This window comes from Caballeronia mineralivorans PML1(12) (genome assembly GCF_001028175.1).
GTDB classification, from domain to species: Bacteria; Pseudomonadota; Gammaproteobacteria; order Burkholderiales; family Burkholderiaceae; genus Caballeronia; species Caballeronia mineralivorans.
Genome location: NZ_AEJF01000075.1, coordinates 89,178 through 108,331, shown reverse-complemented (window position 1 = coordinate 108,331; position 19,154 = coordinate 89,178). Strand labels below are relative to the sequence as shown.

The window sequence follows — 19,154 nt, the reverse complement described above, 5'->3', positions numbered from 1 at the left end:
TCACTCCGGCAATGTCACGCCGAGGCTTGCCATCAGCCCCCCGTCAACCTTGAATTCCGCTCCTGTGCAAAAACTTGCGCGATCGCTGGCGAGGAAGGCGACGACCTCAGCGACTTCTTCCGGGCGCCCAATTCGGCCGAGCGGCTGCGCCTTTCCCCATTCCCGAAGGATTTCTTCCTCTCGCCCCGGAGCGGTTTGAGCGGCCGCAAAGCGTGTCATCGGCGCATCGATGCAGCCCGGACAGACTGCATTTGCGCGTATGCCCGAAGGGCCAAAATCCACGGCGAGCGAGCGCGTTAGAGCAAGCATGCCAGCCTTCGAGGTGGCATAGGCCGCCACCCGGGTCTGGTTGGCAAGCGCTTGTACTGAGGCGATGTTGATGATCGAACCGCGTTGTAACCTGAGCATGTATGGCAATGCGTGATGACATGCCAGATACGTTCCTCGTAGATTGACACGGATGACGTTGTCCCACTGAGCCGATCCCATGGACGCAACGGTGCCATAGGGCTGAATCGCCGCATTATTAACTAGAATGTCGATCGAACCCAGAAATGCGGCGGACTGTTCCATCGCGACGGCAACTTCGTCCTCGATGCCAACATCGGCGACGATAGCGGTGACATTGAGTCCTTCGGCGCGCAACGTCGCCGCTGCCTGTTCTAGCACTTCAGGGTCCTCCCCCAGCAATACTACGGATCCACCGCGCTTGGCGATCAACCGTGCACATGCCAGCCCGATACCGCGTCCACCGCCGGTCACGACCGCGCCTTTGCCTATTAGCTCACTCACAACGCCCCCGTTTTCCTGCCCGCTGTTATACAGGCAACAGTAGATTGACGGATGATTAACTCAGTGAGGTAAGCCTCCTGCTCTGCCGGAGGACTCACCAAGGTTTGACCTTTACGACGGTCGGCGCGAATTTCCTATCTCTGCCAAGAGACGGAGATTCACGATGAAAGAGTATCAGAGCCTGCGCCACATGAGTTGGGACTGCAAATATCACGTGGTGTTTATTCCGAAGCGACGGAAGAAGCGAATTTTCGGCGTGCTGCGGCGGCAGCTGGGAGAGATATTTCACGAACCGGCGGGCCACAAGGAATCGAAGATTGTCGAAGGGCACATCATGGCCGACCACGTTCATATGTGTTTGAGCATTCCGCCAAAGTATGCCGTATCCAACGTGGTCGGATACATCAAAGGCAAGAGCGCGATTCAGATAGCGCGAAAGTTCGGAGCACGGCAACGAAACTTCACCGGCGAGCACTTTTGGGCTCGAGGCTACTTTGTATCCACGGTAGGGCTGGACGAGCACATGGTACGAGCCTATATCCGCAACCAGGAGGAAGAGGACGAGCGCTACGACCAGATGAAGCTGGTCATGGAATAAGCCGCCACGGGCGGCTCACGATTTTATGGGCGCCTTTGAGGCGCTCACAATCTCAAGCCACCGGCTTTGCCGGTGGTATCTGACTACTGGTCATGCGCCGGGATGAGAACGCAATGGGCGAGGCGGGCGCCATATCATGATCGCCTGACGAGTCCGGTGGATACGTGTTGCCGTGAAGCAATCCTGATCCGCGAGACGAGCCACGCCGCCAGCACGAACCACACCGCGGCGACGACGAACGCGGCGACGTAGGCGGGTCCGGCACCGGCAAACCCCTTGACCCATGACAGCATCCACCCGGTCGCGGCAGGGCCGAGGATCTGCGGTAGCACCATCGACACTTGCCAGATGCCCATGTCCTTGCCGGCGGACGCATCGTCTGGCAACACTTGCAGCGCGAGTGCCCAATCGACGGACTGATAGGTGCCGTAAGCGGCGCAGAAAACCAGCCCGACCGTGATCACCAGCAACAGGTTCGGATGCAACGCCAGGAGGACAAAGCCGGTTGCAGCCCCGGCCATGATCCAGCTTGTCACGCGGACGGCGGGAACGACGCCATGGTGGTCGGCGAGCCGCGCACCCAGGAGGCTGGCCGGGATCGCCAGCACCACGCCGACACCAAGCAGCCCATTCAGGAGACTGGTCGGATGACGAATGCCTATCACGTCCTGCAGGTAGTACAACATGAAGGTGAAGATTGACCAGATTCCCATGTTACCGAACAGGCGGGTTACCAGTACCCAGTAGAAGTTGCGATGCAGGCGTGGATCGAGATAGAACGAGCGGATGAACGCGAAGAGCTCGAACCGTTCGCGGGATCCGGCAGGCGTCGGCTCGCGCGAGCCGCAAATCGTCAGCCAAAGGCAGAGCAACATGATCGCAATGAACGTGGCAACCGTGGGATACAGGCGACGCGGAGAATAGAACGCAACGAGCACCACGTTGCCAGTGATGGTGCCGAGCACGGTCATCACGTTGAGTCACGCGCTCGCGCGGTTAGCTTCCTGTTTCGGCACGACATCTGGCACCAGCCCGGCGTACGGACCCGCCGCCCAGTTCCACCAGAATTGGAGATGCAGGAACGCGAGCGTGTACAGCCATACGCTCCCCGCGCCGTTGAACGATGCAAGCCATACCAGTGCGACCGAGGTGCCGAACACGCCAGCGACGAGAAACGGTCGCCGACGCCCATGTTTTGCAGAGCAGCGATCTGAAAGCGCCCCGGCCAGCGGCGCCACGACCATCGCAATGAATGCGCCGGCCGCAATGACGGAGCCGGTCACGCCTTCCTTTAACGCGGCATCGCTTCCGAGCATTTCGGCAACCTGTGCCGGCACGAGCACCGGAACGACCGTCATCCATTGCGTAAAGAGCGCAAACCACAGCGACGCGATCTGTATGTGACTGAGCGTCGACAAGCGAGGGACCGGCGGTCTGGTCGACACATTCCGGGCTTGACTGGATAGGGTCATGTCGGAAGTCCATGAGCGTCGCGCGGCGGGCCCGACGCCGCACGGCGGGGGAAAATTGTGGCCGTTGCTGTGAGCCAGTTGGTCGAACACGATGTGCGTCGTGCGTTTTGCTTCCCGCTCACTGCTTCCTTCCTGCGAGACTATCAAAAAATTAGGATATTGATCTGGCTTATGCAAGCGAGCGCCGTGCGCAAAGCCTGCGATCACCCGCCGCGACGTTGCCGGCCGACGTCTTGGCCCTCAGCGCACGCCATACCTTCCATCATCGGCCACGAATCTCAAAGCAACGAAAACACCACTCGAAACCCCACAAATCCATGACGCAAAAACGTTGCTGAAAGATCCTATTTCTTAACTTGGGTGGATTGTGCCGGCTCCTCGTGCTTTCCGAAGGCGCATTTTCAGTTTTCGGAGGGTGGACAAAAATGGCCAAGATCAAGCACTTCAAGGCCAAAGGCTTCCATCTGGGACCTCACCTGGAGTTACCGGCGGCTTACGTCTATCCTTGTCTCACCTCTTTGGCTGCCAGTGGCACCGACGAGGTCTTCCGCACTCTTCGATAACGGCTACCGCCCAGCAAGGGCAAACCCAAAAGGAGAAAACCAAACGTCACGATCCATCTCGCAGCGCGCTTTCATGGTGTTCGGTGGCCTGGCCTTAGCGGGTACGCTGACCTTGGCGCAAGCCGCGCCGGTCTCATTTCAAGTGCCGTTGACGGGCGCCCAACAGGTTCCGCCGGTGCAGACTCCAGGCAGCGGCAGCGCCGACCTTACGTACGACCCCAGCACGCGGGTCGTAACCTGGAACGTCAGCTTCAGCGGACTGCCGAGTCAGGCCACGATGGCGCATTTCCATGGGCCCGCCCCGGCCGGCAAAAACGCCGGCGTGTCTCAGAAAGGCAAAATGGAGATGACGAGTTCGATAAGCGGTCAGGCCACGCTATCCCCGGAGGACGCCAAGATGTTCGAAGCCGGTGACATGTACATCAACGTTCACACCAAGAACAATCCGAACGGCGAGATCCGCGGCCAAGTGGTGCCGCCGAAGAGCAACTGACGCAACCACTGAAGCGGCACCCCGAGATCAGGTTCGCGGCAAGCTCAGAGATAAGCCGCGAGCAGCATCACCACGGCAGCGCCGACGCCGAGTGGCAGCAGCGCCAGCAGCGCTGGCGTCTGCCGCGGCGCATCGATGGACGAGGGCAACAGCTTGTAGCCGTTTAGCATCGGACGCAGCAGGTTGTGTCCCTTCGCTACTGCGTAGAGAGTGATCACGAGCACGTGCAGCGCCACCGCGGCGAGCAGCACGTCCCAGACAAGCCCGTGCAGCGTCGAGATAGCGTTGGCGAGCCACGCGGGCACCAGTTCGGTCAACGGCCCTTCGTCGGCGATGTCGTTGTTGACGTAGAGCCCGCTCAGCGTCTCGACCAGCAGCAACGCGAGCAGCAGCAGCACCATCCAGCCGCCGGCCGCATTGTGGCCCACCTGCACATCCGGCTCGCGGCGAAATAGGTGACGCAAATGGCGAAGTGCAGCCGCGGGCGACGCCACGAAACTGCGAAAGCGCGCGGTCTCACTGCCAAACCAGCCCCACAGCAGCCGGGAAATAACCAATGCGAGCAGCATCTCGCCTACCCGGACGTGCCAGTCGATCCAGTTCAGCTTCAAGGTGACATAGGCCGCCGTGACCAGCACGACCACCAGCCAGTGAAACAGTCGCACCGGCGCGTCCCAGACCAGCACCGGGCGGCGGACAGGCTGTGTCGGCCGCGTGACAAGTTCATTAGCATCCATGTGTCGCGCCTCCGTCCGCAAGTGGATGAACACCACGCCGGGGAATAGCAACGCGGTGACGCAGTAGCCCATGATGCCCCGTACGCCAAGCCCCGCAATCGCGAGCGCCGGCAGCGCCAGAACGGTTGCACCATATTGGTCCAAGCCTCGCCGAAAGCGATTGCCATCGCCGCCTTGGCCAGGTCCGCATGCACCCATGTTTGTGTCGGGTCGTATGGATATGCCCGCACCGGACCGGAACGTCTTCTTTGCAGTGGCCATGCAATTGGGCCCACATGCTGATCCACCGGCATGTGAGCCGTTTGCACCTAGGCGAGGGAGATCAGGCCCGCGAAGCAGGGTTCCTGAAGGTCAGAGCAATTTGCAGGCCTCGTCAAAATCTAGGCGTGGGCTGCGCGGGAACAACCCTGCCGGATCACCATAGCCCAGATTGCAGAGGAAATTCGACTTGATGTGGCTGTCGGGAAAGTACTCCTGCTGGAAGGTGCCCTCCTGTGCGCTCGCAGGAAAAAATTCATAGATTTTGCACGCTCTCAATGGGCCCGACAGCAGCGGGACTGTCAAGCCCCACACAGTGTTCGAGCCCATCGAGAAAGCCGTTCGACGGATTACCGTGACACGACGTACGGAGTCGGGGGCAACTGCGCTAGCAGAATTAACGACCATCAACACTTGGATTCGACACCGCCATGCAAATGCTTGCCCAAAGAACAAAAGACATGCACCTTGGGAATATGTCGGGAAATTTTCATTGAGAATCCCGGCGACTATCAATAATTCGACGGGCCTTTCAGGTCCACGACCATTGAGTTGTCAAGGTCTGCGACGCTTCTTGTCATGGTCAAGCAGAAGCCATGCGCTGATGGCGCTCGCAAGCGCGAGACTAGATGCGATTAGCACTATCACGCGGAACCCGAAAACAAATGACTCGCGCGTCGCCTCCATGACGCGGGCGTCCGGATTGACCGCTGCACCAAGAAGCGCGCGCTGCTCGTTCACCTGCCGCTGCATGGCTTGAGAAAGGCCGAGCGGCAAAAGGTGCACGTCGAGCGATTTATTAAATAGCACCGATAGGACAAGGCCGAAGACCGCTACGGCGAGAAGCCCGGCGACTCGAGATATCGCGTTGTTCACCCCGGATGCGACTCCCGACTGATTCTCTGGAACGGCGTTCATGACCGACGTGGTTAGCGGGGCAACGCAAATCGCCATGCCCAGGCCAAGCACGATGACTGGCGCGAAGAAGGTCTTTAAGTACGAACCGCCAACTCCGGGCCATGCCAAAAGCGCAAATCACGCAGCGACGATGATGGAGCCCACGGTGAGTGGCGCTCTCGCGCCATAGGTTGCGACCAGTCCGCCAGTCCATCGTGAAAGCACGAAGATAATAAAGATTAACGGCAATAGCGCGGCTCCGGCCTCAGCCGCAGAATAATGATGGATCTGAATAAGGGTGAACGGCAGGAAATAAAGTATTCCCCCAAGTCCGGAATAGAGAAAGAACGTAATCAGGTTTGCGCCTGCAAATGTGCGCGACTTGAAGAGTGCCAATGGCACCATCGGAGCGGGGCATCGAGCCTCGCGAATCAGAAAGGCGATGAGAGCGATAACGCCAGCCGACGCAGCTACCAGAACGCCTGACGCTTTTTCAGAAGCCTCGACCAGTGCGTACGTAATTCCGCCGAGTCCTATCGATGCTAATAACGCCCCTGACCAGTCCAGCGCTTCATCAAGTTTTTCGTTTTTGCTCTCGTTTACCCGCCATAGCGTGATGCCCACAACAACCGCCGCTAACGGCAGATTGAGCACGAATACCGATCGCCACGAAAAGTGTTCGACCAACCAGCCTCCGAGCACGGGGCCACCCGCGCCCATCATCGCTGTGAATCCCGACCAGGTACCGATTGCGCGCCCGCGAGTGCTGGGCGGGTAGGCCGAGCTGATGAGCGATAGGCTGCCTGGCACAAGGAAAGCGGCACCGATCCCCTGAACTGTCCGGGCAGCTATCAGTCCTTCGATTGATCCAACGAACGCGCACCATGCCGACCCGATTGCGAATAAAACTGTACCGAACAGGAAGACCATTTTTCTGCCGTAGCTATCGCCGAACGAACCTCCGACGAGCAGCAGCGACGCTAGCGACAGGGCATAAGACTCAACCACCCACTGGAGGTCTCTCGAGGTCGCGTGAAGTCCACTTTGTATTGCAGGCAGCGCGATGTTGACAACCGTACCGTCGACAAACGCCAAGCTCGAGCCAAGAATCGCGGCGATCAATACCCAGAAGTTACCCGTCGCTGCATTCTCGACAGCTTGAGTTGATCTCGGATGTGACCCGTCAGGTGCGCGCCGATCTGAAGGTTTCATGGGGCTCAAAGTAGCACGTTGGTCGTTCGATGATCGGCCCAACGAGAGATCACATCGCAAGGATTGCGCCCATCTTGATCAACTTCCACCACGACTCATTGGGCACGCCGCGTGGTGGCGTCTGGCCAATCGCAAACCACCAGAAACCTAAGAACAGGCGCCGTACCAGTTCTGACGTGGTAAGGAGTTCGAGGCGAATTCTGTTACGTCAAGCCTTAGTCAAACACCGCGTTGCGGGAACGCGCAATTCAATGCCGTGTGTTTGGTAAGACGAGAGATGCCTCGACCGCGCTTCGATGACCCACTAGGGCGAAGTCAAGCAAGCGTTTCTCGAAAACCAAAAGCCATGTCCCATGACTTCTGATCGGCAGAATTATAGTGGCGCCGCGCTAGCATATGCGTGAGAGCGTATCGCCGATCGTAAACTGCTGACGAGAAAAACGATGGACAAATACGGGCGCCTGCGCCCTTTGCGCTCTGTTAGCTCGAATGGCTGATGGTGGAGGGCTTGCTGTGGTGAAGATGCGTGCTCACCCGTGCAAGCGAGCGTGAATGGGAGTGAACGGCATGCCCCGCATGTAGGCCGGCATGGCTCGTATGCGTGCCGGCACGATCTGCTTGCGAGTCCGATCGATCCGCCGCGCGGGCAAGGCCGGCATCGCGATCGGCTGAACTAAAACCATTGGTGTTGCTTACTCCCTTGCTGCTCATGTGGCCGGCGGACATGCCGCCCGCGTTGCCGCCCACGCCACCGTGTCCGGCGCCGCCACTGCCGCCTCCATTACCGCCGCCGTTGCCGCCCGCTGCCGCAAAGGACGACACGGACGCGAGCGCCACGAGGCCGGCGGCAATCCAATGCACTGTTTTCATCTTCGTTTTCCAAAAGTTTGCTTGAGTGCGTCGATTGTACGAACGGCACGTGCCCGCAACGCCGGACAGTTGTAATTAACTGTAATTGGCATGATCGCGTAGTCACGACTCAAGCATCGATTTCGAGGCCGATTGCGACGATCCGACCGAATCGACTCCGAACCAGATGTGGCCGGTAACCGATCGCGAAGTACTGAAGCGGACGCGACGGATGGCCGCCGCCGGCAATACGCGAACGGTCAGCGTGGCCACGATACTGGCCCAACGCTGATTTCCCGAATGTCTGCTCTGCGCCCTGTGACCTGACGCCCGTCAGTCGGAATGTCGAACGTCGCTTCTGGGTCGCAGGGCAGGCGTCCTACAATCCTTAACAATTTGAGGCATTCGCTGGGCGCAATAGCGGCCTCTGGGTGGGTACCGGTCACGGTCCTGCTAATGCGGAACTTGAAGCAATAGTCATCGTGCTACCAGTTGAGTCTCAGTCCGGCCTCCGTGGCACGATGCCGGTCGTCGTCGTCCGCATGCAGGTACTGGCTGGTCGTCGAGATCGATGCATGCCCCAGGTTGTCCCGCACGTATCGCAGGTCAACTTGCCCGTCCATCATGTGTGAGCCCGCTGTGTGCCGCAGCCAGTGAGCGGAGGCCTGGCGCAACCGCTCGGCCGCGCGCTCGTGCGCTTCGCCCGTCGACTGCAGATGGTCGATCGCGTTGTCGAACACCTGTTTGATGATTAGGTGTACACCGCCGCGTGTCATCGTCCGGTGAATGCCCCCGATCGGTAATAGCAACGGCGTCGTTTCACCGCCATAGGCGAAGGCAGCGAGACCGTAGTGTCGGAGATAGCGTGCGAGCTCCGCCATCAGTTCGGTCGTCGCCGGCAGCAAGCGTTCCTTGTTGCCTTTGCCGGTGATCGCCAGCCACCAGCGGTCCTGGTCGTCGCGATCGCGCCGTCTAAAGAAGCCGCCCATCGGGTTGCTCACGACTTCCGAGATGCGCAGACCCATCAAATAGAGCAGCGAGATCAGCCAGCGCACGCGCGCGTAGTGCTCCTGCGCGCGTGCGGTGTCACGCGGCATCGCGTCGATCGAGGTTTTGACGGCCTGTCAGAGATCGTCCTCGAGGAAGCGTGTCACGCGTGGCCTGGCCTTGCGTGCCCGTTGGCGCGACAGGGACAGCGGATTGCCGGCCAGGTAACCCGCGCTGACCAGCCAGGCGAACAGGGTATTCACTATGACAAACGCCTGCCGCTGGCTGGCGGGCGAGAGCGGTCCCGCGAACGGCCGCCAGCGCGGATCTGACCGGGCCACTTTGCGACCGGTCATGACCCAGCGCTGCGCCGGCTGAGGATCCGAAAGAAACCGCTGGTAGAGCAGCAGGTCTTCGTGCGTGAGCGAGGAGAGCGGTTTGCGCAGCTCGGTGGTCGACCACAGCAGCAGGCGTTCGGACTCCTTGCGGTAGGTGTCGAAGGTCGCCTGCGTCTCGGCGAAGCGCGCGAGCCACGCCTTGATGGCATCGACGTCGGTGTGCGCGGCAATCTGGGAACGGGCGCCGAGCGCGCGGTTCGTGCCGTGGCCACCGTCGAGATCGGGCGGCAGAAACAACTGCTCGAGCGGTTCAAGCGGCAGTTGCTCGGACTTCTCCGCATCGCTGTGCAATCCGGTGTCGCGCTTTGCCCATCAGTGACGTGGCTTTTCTCGAGTTGATGAAGCGCACGGATCAAGAAACAAAGGTTCGGGGAATGTTGGCTTGCGATCATGCGTCGCGAAGCGTTGTGTCGTTCGCTGGATCTGGCTGTTTTTCAGTTGGATCGATACGCGACTTGAAAGGCCGCCGTCCGAGGGGATGATGGCGATGGAGATGGAGTTTCATTTATTCACTCGCTCGAATCGGTCAGGTTCTAAGCGTATCGCGTACCGTACAAGCATCGACGATTTGTTCGTGCGACTAGCACGGCTTATCGGCACGTAGTGCGGCAGCACAGCGCAGGCGCGCGCCCCTGATGGGGAGATAAAACCAGGAAACGGCGATGATAGAGTTGACTTAACGGGGCCAGATGTTCGTGCAACGGGCAGTGCGATCGCTTGGCGTCGCGGTACCAGCTTGAAATCGACAGAAAAACGACGTAAAATCAGCAATAAATCGACGGAGGTTCTATGTCGGCTGTTCTTGATTTTCAGCAATTCGCTCAGGGCTTGCAGGCAGCAGACCGGCCGCTTATCGCGCCGGAACGGTTTGCTGCGGCCTTTCATTTGCGCCAGCAAGACCTGGCGGAGCTCGCTCACGTCCATCGCGCCACAGTATCGGCGGCACCCGCGAACGTGAAACTGCAACAGTTCATGCGCGACACGCTCAGGGTGTTGTCGGCCGCGATGGAGATCAATCCGGATCAGGCTCAGGCGATGTATTGGTATAAAAATACGCCGATCCCTGAATTCCAGCACCGTACAGGCGAGCAACTGGTGTCGGCGGGTAAGACGGAAGCGGTGATTTCGTATCTGCTTTCGATTGCGAGCGGTTCGACGGGATGATCCTGACGCACATTGGGCCTGAGGACACCTTTTTCAGGGCCTTCACGCCCCAGTGGGCGTATCAACCGGAAAGCGGTGCAGGTGCTGCCGCAAGGGGCGGACGATTCAACCGTCAAGGCGTTGAGGCTCGCTATCTTGCGGCCAGTGCCGATGTTGCGCTGCTCGAATACCAGAGCGAATCCCCGATCCTGCCGCCGGCGACCCTGGCGAGTTTTCTGGTGACGGCCGAGAACGTGGTTGATTTCACGGGTGGCTTTGTCGAAGAGACGTGGAATCCGATTTGGGCTGAAGCGTACTGTAACTGGAAGGGGATGGCGTTCCTGGACGAGATCGAACCGCCCAGTTGGGTTGTTGGCGATCTCGTCAGGGAGGCCGGGTATCCAGGCATACTGTATCGCTCGGCGCGCAGTCCATCGGGGATATGTCTCGTCCTCTTTCCAGAGCTGGCGAAAACGACTGGATACAAGGCCAGTGTGTTTGATCCCGGGGCGCTGCTGCCGAAGAACGCGTCTTCGTGGTCGCGGGGATGAAATTGAAGCACGGCTGGTCGATAAATGCTTTCTCGGACAACGCTGCGCCGTGGCGATCGAATGGCGGCCTAAGCTGACCGCGTCAGGCAGAAGTCGACCGAGGCCGTATCAAAACTCAAAATCACTGGGTAGCCGACTGTGGCTCATCGGCCTTGAGGTGGCCGTTGTACGCTGCTGAACGGCCATTCGATTACTTGGTCGTCTCGAAAAGCCGCGTACGCATTCCGCGAATGCGCACTTTCGACCCGATATGGTCGGTCAACGCATCATTCGCGCCGTGTCGCGTTTCGAATGGACTGCGGTCATTCGCCGGCCGAGTTTGCCGACAGGTCGTCGGTCTGTGCTGCCGCTGGTCCAACAAAAGCCGCCGGCCGCTATGAGACGCTGTGATGACCGAGAAAGGGCACGGCTGATCAATGGCCGCTTTGCCATCGACCACCGGCAGTAGCCGACGCAGCCCTTCGAGGTCAGTCACTAGGACATGCCCTCACCCTTGGACGGGCCCGGGCGCGCTCACCTCGATTTCCGCGCGGTCGGCGGCGATAGCCTGCAAGCGATCGATGGCGCCTAGATTTTGCGGCAGGAAACCCTTCATGAACGGCATCCGGTCCAAGCGCGAGCCCGTCGGAATTGCGCCACCGCGATATTTCCCGCTCAGCAGACCGCTGGCGAGGGGCATATAGGGCAGCAAGCGCATCTTGTGATCGCGCAGCGCGGGAATGATCGTCTTCTCGGCGTCACGCACCAGGATGCTGTAATTGGCCTCCATGGTGGCAAAGGGCGTCAGGCCATTGGCGGCGGCGATGGCTTGCGAGGCGTTCAGGTCGTCGGCGGTGGCGAAGGTCGCCGCCTCGCCGATCGCGCGCACCTTGCCTTGGCGCACCAGATCATCGAGCGCACGCAAGGTTTCTTCGCGCGGCGTTTCGGGATCGGCGACATGCACCTGATAGAGATCGATATAGTCTGTCTTCAGGCGCGTCAGGCTTTCCTCCACGGCCTGCATGATCCAGCGGCGGGAGGCGCCTTGACGAGTCTTGTCCTCGCTGAAGACGAGGTCGCCGTCCTTGAGCCCGAGCATTTCGGCTTGCCCGAATTTCGTGGCGATGATTACCTCTTTGCGGCGCCGCCCCAGCGCCTCAGCGACCAGGCTTTCCTCTAGCCCGCTCCCATGTTCGCCAGCCATGTCCAGGAAATTGATTCCGACATCGAGCGCCTTGCGAACGACGGCTACAGCCTGCGCAGCGTTCTGATAAATACCAAAGTTGTTGCAGCCCAACCCGACGACCGACGCCCGTATTCCGGTGCCCCCAAATTCTCGCATTTCCATACTTAAGACTCCTTACTCTTCACATGATTGATCGGGAACTGAAGCTCGCCGCCTTCACGAACGTCGAGCCGCGTCGATCCCATTAAGCCGGCACTGGCCACTATCGCGTCCAGCGAACGACAAAGCTTCACCACCGTCGCGCATGTCGCATTCACCGAGTCTAGGTTCGCGAGGTCACATGCACCGGGTGTCGAAGACCCACCTACCCGCTCACACGCGAATCGTGCGGCCTCACGTCATCGGGCCAGCCCGATGACGTGGCACCCCGCGCGGCGAGCAAGCGAAACGTCTCAAACCCGATGCCCGAGCTGCAACCCGTGACCAGTAGTATGGTGCGGCCCGACAAGTCAAGACCTGCCAAAACGTCGTCTGCAGTCGAGCGGCGGCCGAAAGGAATTGAGCCTCGCATGTAGTCCACTGTATACTTGCACTGGAGGGTAAGTCAACATCCGTATACATCGCAGGGGAGCAAGCTTTGACATCCGATCCACCCAAGCGGGGACGCAACGCGGCGGCAACCCGCGACGCAATTCTGCATTCCGCTTTGGCCGCATTCTCGCGTCACGGTTATGATGGGATTGGCGTTCGGGAAATCGCGCAGGCAGCCGGCGTGACCGCCGTTCTTGTGAATAGATACTTCGGCTCCAAGGAAGAACTATTCTCCGCGGTTGTTGAGCTAGCGTTTGCCGATAGCAGTTTGTTTCAAGGCGATCGCACGCTGCTTGCCCAGCGCTTCGCTTCCGAGATCATGGACAAAAAGGAAAAGGGTGCCGAGCGCAGCGATGTCTTGCTTCTGCTGCTGCGCTCCGCGCCCAATCCGCGAGCGGCGGATATTTTGCGCGACAGTTTCGCTCGCAATTGTGAGCGCCCATTGACGGCTCTACTGCAGGGTCCGAGAGCAAGTGAGCGCGCTGCCATGATCCTTGCTTTGGCCACTGGCTTTCAATTTTTCCGCAAAGTGATTGGCACCAGCGCCTTGGCCGATGCAAGCGGCGCGGGCCTTTTTGATGATCTCGCCGCGATGTTCCAGAGTCTGATCGATGGGCCAGCCGCCCGACCGCCGCCGGTCCGGAGAGGCCGCGTCAAAAGTGCCGACTCCTAACGCGACAACCGAACCATCGATCGAGGCGCAATTGCTGCCTGTCTTCGCCTAAAACCTCCAGCCGATACCCAAGGAGGTCTCGGCCGTATTCAGGTTTTGGTTCGAGTCGCTGACGCGCCTTCCAACCAAAGGACGGGCGGCACTGTGAGCGAGGACGTGGGCGCGATGCAATTGCCTATTGGACTGCGACATAACTCCTCCAGAACTGACTCAGAAGGGAATGGCAGAACATGTTGTCCCCAGTCTCGTCGAAGTGTATTACGGCCGGCATAAGAATAACTACGGCGATATCACGTGGTGGGACATGTTGTTCGGGACTTACGAGAACCCGAGTGAGTGGCGCCACACCTGTGGATTCGACGAAGAGAAGGAGCAGCAGTTGATAAAAATGCTTCGTTATCGAGATGTGCACAAATCCGAGCGTAGCCATCGGACGCAACCAGAGAAGTGAGCACGCACGGTGTTCGGATGGACGATCGTGTCCCATTCGCCGCTAAACGTCGGGCAGAGGCTCTGTACCGCTTGAAGTGTCGGCTTAGCGCACGAAAAAATCCCTTTCTTGAGGGCACCCTAACACCGTTGCTTAGCGAGTCTCTGGCGCGATTGGCGGTCAAAACTTATGTCGAATGCCGACTTGTACGAATGACTGACGATTCGTCGATGAGGCGGTAAGCGCGTTGATCGTCGCACGGGCAGCCTGTCCGGTTGAATCGGTGCCGCTGGCAAATTGCGTCGTGCCCAGTACGTACACGTCGGTTCGCTTCGAGAGAAGGTAATCCAGTGACAATGAGACGTTGTTGTATTGCGAGGTTCCGATTGAACCCGTGCCCGAGCCTCGCGTGTAGCTATAAACGGCCTCGGTGAAGAGCGCCGGTGTCCATCGATAAGTGAGGTTAATTTCGCCGGTATCGAATTTTGCCGTGCCCGACAGGTGCAGGGGGTCGCTTCCCGACGATGTATCGCCAAGGCTCTTGAACTGGACATTGCTGTACACCAAACCGACGGTCGCGTTGCCCACGTCATACTTTGCGGCAGCCGCGATGGCCTGATATGAATGCGCCGACGCATATCCGCTGTATATGGGGCTCGACGTCATGTTGTTCAGGCTCGTACCCGACACATCCGTCGGTGTGCTGGTGAAATACGATTGGTTAGGGTTGCGCGCATTCAGGTACGCCGCACCCAGGGAGAACGGACCGGCGTCGTACGAGCCGCCGACCGACCAGATCTGGTTGCGGGAAAAATCGCCTGCCTGGCCACCGAGTCCATAGACCGCACCGAGGGTCAGACCTCGAAAAGTCGGGGTCGCGATCTTGACAGAATTGTTGATGCGCTTGCTGTTGTTCAGGTTATCCAGATCTCCTGGGTGCGATGTCGTGCCGCCGCCATAGTTAGCCGAGTTCATTTTCGTCTCGACAAACGTGACGAGGGAATCGTATTGACGGCCCAACGTGAGCGTCCCGTAACTCGCGCTCGACAGGCCCACGAATGCCTGGCGGCCGAATTCAAGACCGCCTTGCAGCGACGATCCTTTTCCAAGATCAAATCCGTTCTCCAGGGTGAAAATGGCGGACAATCCGCCGCCCAGATCCTCGACGCCTTTGAAGCCCCAGCGCGAACCCTGCATGATGCCACTCGATCCGGCGATAACGCGGCCGCCGCCACTGTTGCTTTGATAATTGATCCCGTAGTCAATAAGCCCGTAAAGCGTGACACTGCTTTGTGCATGTGCCAAACCGGAGGTCGTGACGAAGAGGGTGGCGCAAAGAAGTTTGGTTTTCATGGGATATTGATTCGGATAACTATTTATATAGAATTCAATTTGATTCGACGGAGAAAGCACCTTGGCTACTCAAGCCGGATGTGGCGACGCAATAGCAACAACAGTATCGAATTCGCCGGCTTTCAGCGTTCGCAATTAAACAAGACAGGTTTGCGAATCAAACAAGGCTCGACCGGCTGCGCGTGTCACGGCGATCCGGTCGAGCCTGGTCTCAGGATCATTGAAGCGAGAAATCTGCCGGCAGGGTCACTTCAAGCAACTCGAGATCGGTGCTGCAATGGCCGAAGCGATACGGCATGTTGCCAGGAAGGGTGATGCTGTCGTCGGTGGAAAGGGTGTAGGTGTCGTCGCCCTGATGAACTTCGAGTGTTCCTGACAGGACGAAAAAGAAGCAGAACTCGGTATCGTGGACGCGTTGAGTCAAGGGGCTCTCTCCCGCCGTGCGGATCACGCGAACACCCGCTAATCCTTTCGTTGCGGTTCCGATACCGGTGTCGCTTGCTACAAAGCCCGCCGTTTTCCATGGAAGCCATGTTGCGTTCGCCGCAATGTGTCGAACAAAACGCTGGCCTTCGAATTCACGCTCGGGGTCGTAATCGGAACTCGGCAGTGACGACATGTAATCGGCCATGGTGATATGTTCCGCCGGACTTCCCAGTTCGATCACCTCGGCGCCTGCTGAGCTTTCCAGCACGCGGTGACGAATCGTGGGGGGCTGCAACACGCAGTCGCCCGCGTTCAAGACAAATGGGTCGCCTTGCGCTTCGTACACAAGCCGCACCCAGCCTTTTCTGCAAAAGATCATCTGGAACCGGACTTTGTGAAAGTGCACATAGTCGGGGACAGGGCCACCTTCCAGGATACGAATATGCGAGGCGATAAACGCACCGCCATGCCGGTCCGGCAGGAGATCCCTATACCGCATTCCAGCACGCCCGACGCTCCATGATGCGGCGGCATCCGCGCGCGATAACACCAGTTCCTGGCGGGTCGCCGGCGTCTTCATTGGCGGATCGGCGGGCGAGAGGCGGATGACGACGCCGTTGGGAGCGGTCAACGAGCGCGCGCCGGGCGGCAACTGCCCGGGGTCATCGCACAGCAGATGCAGTTCCTCAATGCCGTGCGGCAAGCCGATCCCCAAACGAATCGTCAGGCCATGGCCGGAAAGGATCGCGGTGCCCGGGTTGTCGGCGGGATAGATCGCATCGATGCGAAAACCGAGTGCATCGACAAAAAACTGCATGGTGGGCACCAGTTCCCGGCAGCTCATGGGGACGTGGAAAGCCCGGATTCCGGTAATCGTACTGGTCGCATTGGCGGGTGCGGGGGCGTGGGTGTTCATGTCGTTCTTCCTGGACGGCGGGATTAATTGGCGTGAGCGCTCCTGAAGGGTTCGCGGGGGAAGGGCAGCGGCGGCCCGGTCAGCGTGCAAGCAATGCCCGATTGTCGTGGTGCGTTCGATCGTGCCGGGTAGCGGGAAGTCATTGCGAAAGGCACCGTTCGAGGCGCTCGATTCCACCGGACGTCGTACTCGCACCCGGGGACATACGCAGCGTGCGGCCACGGGCGTCGACGCTCACGCGCTGCGAAGCCAGCATGCTGATTACTTGCCCGGCATCGGCATGGCGGGGTAGTTCCGCCATGATGCTCCCGCCGCGGGCTTGATCGTCGCGAGGTGACAGCAGGCGATATTCCAAGCGATCGACCATCTCGATGATCTGGTGGCACAGGTTCAGGTTGTGCACGCGGACCGAGCCTGCCGGTTGAGCGAGCATCCAGTCAAAGCCTGGCTTCGATGCAATGAAGGGCAATACGGATGGCGTTCCCGTGTCAAAACGCCGGGCATCGGGTGCGTAGGAAAATGCTTCGATATCCCAATTGAATGGATTCTCCTGACTGAACCAACCGCGTGTGGCAGGCCTCATGCCGCGTTTCATCGGGGCAGGCGACACATAGCCCAGCCCCGTTCCTGGTGCGCCGCATAACCATTTGAGCGTCGACCCGCAGGCGAAATCGACGGCGGTTGTGCGTACGTCGAATGGCAGGATGCCCATACCTTGGGTGAGATCGACGGCGACCAGGCTTGCCTGCCTTTGCGCGTGTGCAGCGAGGGTCTCAAGATCCACGCGTTTTGACGTGAGCGACGACACCCATGTCACCAGGGCGAGTGCGACATCGGGCGTCCAGGCCGCGATGAAATCATCATCGTGGACATATGCCTCACCGTCCCGAACAGCTACCGTGCGAAGCGTGAACCCACGTCGCTCGGCGAGGCCGGCAAGAAGGAAATGAAGGCTGGGAAAGCAGTCCGCTGCGGCGAGCACGGTGCGCCCGCGCAGGGCATTGTCGTCGAGCCCGTCGATAAACCGCGCGAACGCCTCAGTCACATTTTGCGCGCCGAACACGTCGGCGGGATTTGCGCCAATCAGCGTTGCCCAGTTCGCGAGCAGTGCGGATCGCGCGTTCAAGGCGATGTCCCATCGCTGGTCGTCAGGTGCGCACCAGGAAGCGGTGAAGCTAGCGAGCGCCTCAGTGATCGCCTTCTTTTGCCCGGGGAAGACACCCACTGAGTGATACATCAACCAGCCGCTGAAATCGCCGTCGCCGGGCGTTGAGGTATGAATCATGACCCGTCCTTTCAGAGGTATTTGACCGTCTTGTTCTTGTTGTAGATCCCGATGCACGCAAGGCTCAGCACGGCGCAACCCATCAGGTAGAAACTCGGCGACAGAGGGTCGCCCGTCCATCCGATCATCGCGGTCACGAGCCATGGCGTAAAGCCGCCGAATACCATGACGCCGATGTTGTAGCTGAAGCCGAGACCTGTGCTACGAATGCTGGTTGGAAAAAGCGAGGAGAGGACGGTTGCGAGCGGGCCGAAGTAGATCGCTTTCAGCAGGCCGGCCAGAAACATGATGCTCATCAGGACGGCCATCGACGGCGCTGACATCAGCCACTTGAAGCAGGGATAGATCGTCAGGAGCGTGGCCATCGCCGACACCACCATCATGCGGCCGCGACCGTATTGATCGGCGAAATGACCCATCAGCGGCGTCACGACCATCAGGATCGTGCCGGTCACGACGGTGGCAGCGAACCCTGTGGACGCAGGCAGATGCAACTGCTTCACCGCATAGGTCGGCATGTAGAGAATCATCAGGTAACTCGCTGCGGTCGATACCGCCATGATGCCCGCCGCGAGCAAAATTCGTCCCTTGTAGCCGGCCAGCAACTGCCTGATCGGTGCGCTGTTTTCCGACGCATCACGCGATTGCGCAGAGGGCAAGGTGTCGTCGATATGCTTGCGGATATACAGCCCGACCGGGCCCACCAGCAGCCCGAAAATAAACGGCGCGCGCCAGCCCCATGCTTCGATCTGGCTGGGCGAGAGCTGCGTGCTCAGGGCCAGTCCGGCAAACGACGCGAGCACGGTGCTCATGCCTTGGCTGGAGAATTGCCAACTGCCGAGAAAGGCCTTGCGTTTGGACTTTTGCTCGATCATCAGCGCGGTGCCGCTGCCGAATTCTCCGCCGGTTGAGAACGAGATCAGGATGCGAGCGATCATCAGTCCGATCGGCGCAGCAAGGCCGATACTTGCGTACGTCGGGATGATCGCGCACACCAGCGTGCCGATCATGGTCAGTCCAAGCGACGCAAGCAAGGCAGCCTTGCGCCCGCGTCGATCGGCGTAACGTCCGAGCAACAACGCACCGAGTGGCCGGAAAACGTATGACAGCCCGAAGGTGCCAAAGGTCAGCAGCAACGACACCGTTTCATCGTGCGCAGGAAAAAACAGCTTCGAAATCGTGACGGCAAAAAATCCATAGGCGGCGAAGTCGAACCACTCGAGCGCGTTGCCGATGCTGGTCGCGAAGATCAGGCGCTTCAGCGGCTTGTCGATCTCGTTGGCGATGCGTTGTCCGGATTCTTCGGTGACAGAAGAGGCCATGGCGGAATTTCCCGTTGATGGTAGCGGTCGGATGAGGTTGACG

At 59.5% G+C, this 19,154-nt stretch carries 16 protein-coding genes and 4 pseudogenes; 6 read left to right on the top strand and 14 right to left on the bottom strand.

Features of this window, described 5'->3' with window-relative positions:
- Positions 1 to 792 (bottom strand): SDR family NAD(P)-dependent oxidoreductase, encoded by a 792-nt coding sequence (locus EOS_RS10490; protein ID WP_047846559.1) that lies wholly within the window; start codon positions 790 to 792, stop codon positions 1 to 3.
- A 163-nt stretch (positions 793 to 955) separates the two neighbouring features.
- Here EOS_RS10490 and tnpA point away from each other — a divergent pair, with 163 nt between their 5' ends.
- On the top strand, positions 956 to 1,390 hold the full coding sequence (tnpA, locus tag EOS_RS10485) for an IS200/IS605 family transposase (RefSeq protein ID WP_047846558.1): 435 nt from the start codon (positions 956 to 958) through the stop codon (positions 1,388 to 1,390).
- A gap of 134 nt (positions 1,391 to 1,524) precedes the next feature.
- On the opposite strand, the pseudogene EOS_RS10480 reads toward tnpA, so the two are convergent.
- Positions 1,525 to 2,862 (bottom strand): annotated as a pseudogene (locus EOS_RS10480) (MFS transporter).
- 636 nt (positions 2,863 to 3,498) lie between these two features.
- Here EOS_RS10480 and EOS_RS10475 point away from each other — a divergent pair.
- Complete coding sequence (locus EOS_RS10475; protein ID WP_047846557.1) at positions 3,499 to 3,918, top strand: CHRD domain-containing protein; 420 nt, start codon at positions 3,499 to 3,501, stop codon at positions 3,916 to 3,918.
- 44 nt (positions 3,919 to 3,962) lie between these two features.
- Here EOS_RS10475 and EOS_RS10470 read toward each other — a convergent pair whose 3' ends face one another.
- From EOS_RS10470 to EOS_RS10450, 7 genes and pseudogenes are all read right to left on the bottom strand, one after another.
- Positions 3,963 to 4,655 (bottom strand): cytochrome b/b6 domain-containing protein, encoded by a 693-nt coding sequence (locus tag EOS_RS10470; RefSeq protein ID WP_047846687.1) that lies wholly within the window; start codon positions 4,653 to 4,655, stop codon positions 3,963 to 3,965.
- A 24-nt stretch (positions 4,656 to 4,679) separates the two neighbouring features.
- A pseudogene (locus EOS_RS44325) lies at positions 4,680 to 4,846 on the bottom strand (TIGR00366 family protein); the annotation flags it as partial.
- A 160-nt stretch (positions 4,847 to 5,006) separates the two neighbouring features.
- A pseudogene (locus tag EOS_RS48005) lies at positions 5,007 to 5,177 on the bottom strand (malonic semialdehyde reductase); the annotation flags it as partial.
- A gap of 291 nt (positions 5,178 to 5,468) precedes the next feature.
- Positions 5,469 to 5,789: a hypothetical protein gene (locus tag EOS_RS47730; protein ID WP_200908626.1), complete on the bottom strand. Its 321-nt coding sequence runs from the start codon at positions 5,787 to 5,789 to the stop codon at positions 5,469 to 5,471.
- A 159-nt stretch (positions 5,790 to 5,948) separates the two neighbouring features.
- Positions 5,949 to 7,022 carry an MFS transporter gene (locus tag EOS_RS10460; RefSeq protein WP_200908625.1) on the bottom strand — a complete coding sequence of 358 codons (1,074 nt, stop codon included), beginning with the start codon at positions 7,020 to 7,022 and terminating at the stop codon, positions 5,949 to 5,951.
- A gap of 480 nt (positions 7,023 to 7,502) precedes the next feature.
- Positions 7,503 to 7,892 carry a hypothetical protein gene (locus tag EOS_RS45605; RefSeq protein ID WP_047846556.1) on the bottom strand — a complete coding sequence of 130 codons (390 nt, stop codon included), beginning with the start codon at positions 7,890 to 7,892 and terminating at the stop codon, positions 7,503 to 7,505.
- Positions 7,893 to 8,356: 464 nt separating this feature from the next.
- Positions 8,357 to 9,547 (bottom strand): annotated as a pseudogene (locus EOS_RS10450) (tyrosine-type recombinase/integrase).
- A gap of 498 nt (positions 9,548 to 10,045) precedes the next feature.
- Here EOS_RS10450 and EOS_RS10445 point away from each other — a divergent pair.
- Both EOS_RS10445 and EOS_RS10440 read left to right on the top strand, forming a co-directional pair.
- Positions 10,046 to 10,420 carry a DUF2384 domain-containing protein gene (locus tag EOS_RS10445; protein ID WP_047846555.1) on the top strand — a complete coding sequence of 125 codons (375 nt, stop codon included), beginning with the start codon at positions 10,046 to 10,048 and terminating at the stop codon, positions 10,418 to 10,420.
- A complete protein-coding gene (locus tag EOS_RS10440) occupies positions 10,417 to 10,950 on the top strand; it encodes an RES family NAD+ phosphorylase (protein WP_047846554.1) in 534 nt (177 codons plus the stop codon). The genes EOS_RS10445 and EOS_RS10440 overlap by 4 nt, the downstream gene beginning before the upstream one ends.
- Positions 10,951 to 11,437: 487 nt before the next feature.
- On the opposite strand, the gene EOS_RS10430 is transcribed toward EOS_RS10440, so the two are convergent.
- Entirely contained in the window at positions 11,438 to 12,277 is an 840-nt protein-coding gene (locus EOS_RS10430; RefSeq protein ID WP_053063834.1) for an aldo/keto reductase, read from the bottom strand.
- 475 nt (positions 12,278 to 12,752) lie between these two features.
- On the opposite strand from EOS_RS10430, the gene EOS_RS10425 reads away from it, so the two are divergent.
- The gene (locus EOS_RS10425; RefSeq protein WP_047846552.1) at positions 12,753 to 13,379 is read left to right on the top strand and encodes a TetR/AcrR family transcriptional regulator; all 627 of its coding nucleotides are present in this window, start codon (positions 12,753 to 12,755) and stop codon (positions 13,377 to 13,379) included.
- A 220-nt stretch (positions 13,380 to 13,599) separates the two neighbouring features.
- Positions 13,600 to 13,830, top strand: a complete 231-nt coding sequence (locus EOS_RS10420) for a hypothetical protein (RefSeq protein WP_047846551.1) — start codon at positions 13,600 to 13,602, stop codon at positions 13,828 to 13,830.
- A 159-nt stretch (positions 13,831 to 13,989) separates the two neighbouring features.
- Here the strand turns inward: EOS_RS10420 and EOS_RS10415 are convergent, their stop codons facing one another.
- The 4 genes from EOS_RS10415 to EOS_RS10400 all read right to left on the bottom strand — a co-directional run bounded on the left by EOS_RS10415 (position 13,990) and on the right by EOS_RS10400 (position 19,111).
- Positions 13,990 to 15,162: a porin gene (locus EOS_RS10415; protein ID WP_047846550.1), complete on the bottom strand. Its 1,173-nt coding sequence runs from the start codon at positions 15,160 to 15,162 to the stop codon at positions 13,990 to 13,992.
- Positions 15,163 to 15,379: 217 nt separating this feature from the next.
- On the bottom strand, positions 15,380 to 16,504 hold the full coding sequence (locus EOS_RS10410) for a cupin domain-containing protein (protein ID WP_047846549.1): 1,125 nt from the start codon (positions 16,502 to 16,504) through the stop codon (positions 15,380 to 15,382).
- A gap of 139 nt (positions 16,505 to 16,643) precedes the next feature.
- Positions 16,644 to 17,789, bottom strand: coding sequence for an aminotransferase class V-fold PLP-dependent enzyme (locus EOS_RS10405; protein ID WP_047846548.1), 1,146 nt, complete (start codon positions 17,787 to 17,789; stop codon positions 16,644 to 16,646).
- A gap of 11 nt (positions 17,790 to 17,800) precedes the next feature.
- Positions 17,801 to 19,111 carry an MFS transporter gene (locus tag EOS_RS10400; RefSeq protein WP_047846547.1) on the bottom strand — a complete coding sequence of 437 codons (1,311 nt, stop codon included), beginning with the start codon at positions 19,109 to 19,111 and terminating at the stop codon, positions 17,801 to 17,803.
- Positions 19,112 to 19,154: the final 43 nt, after the last annotated feature.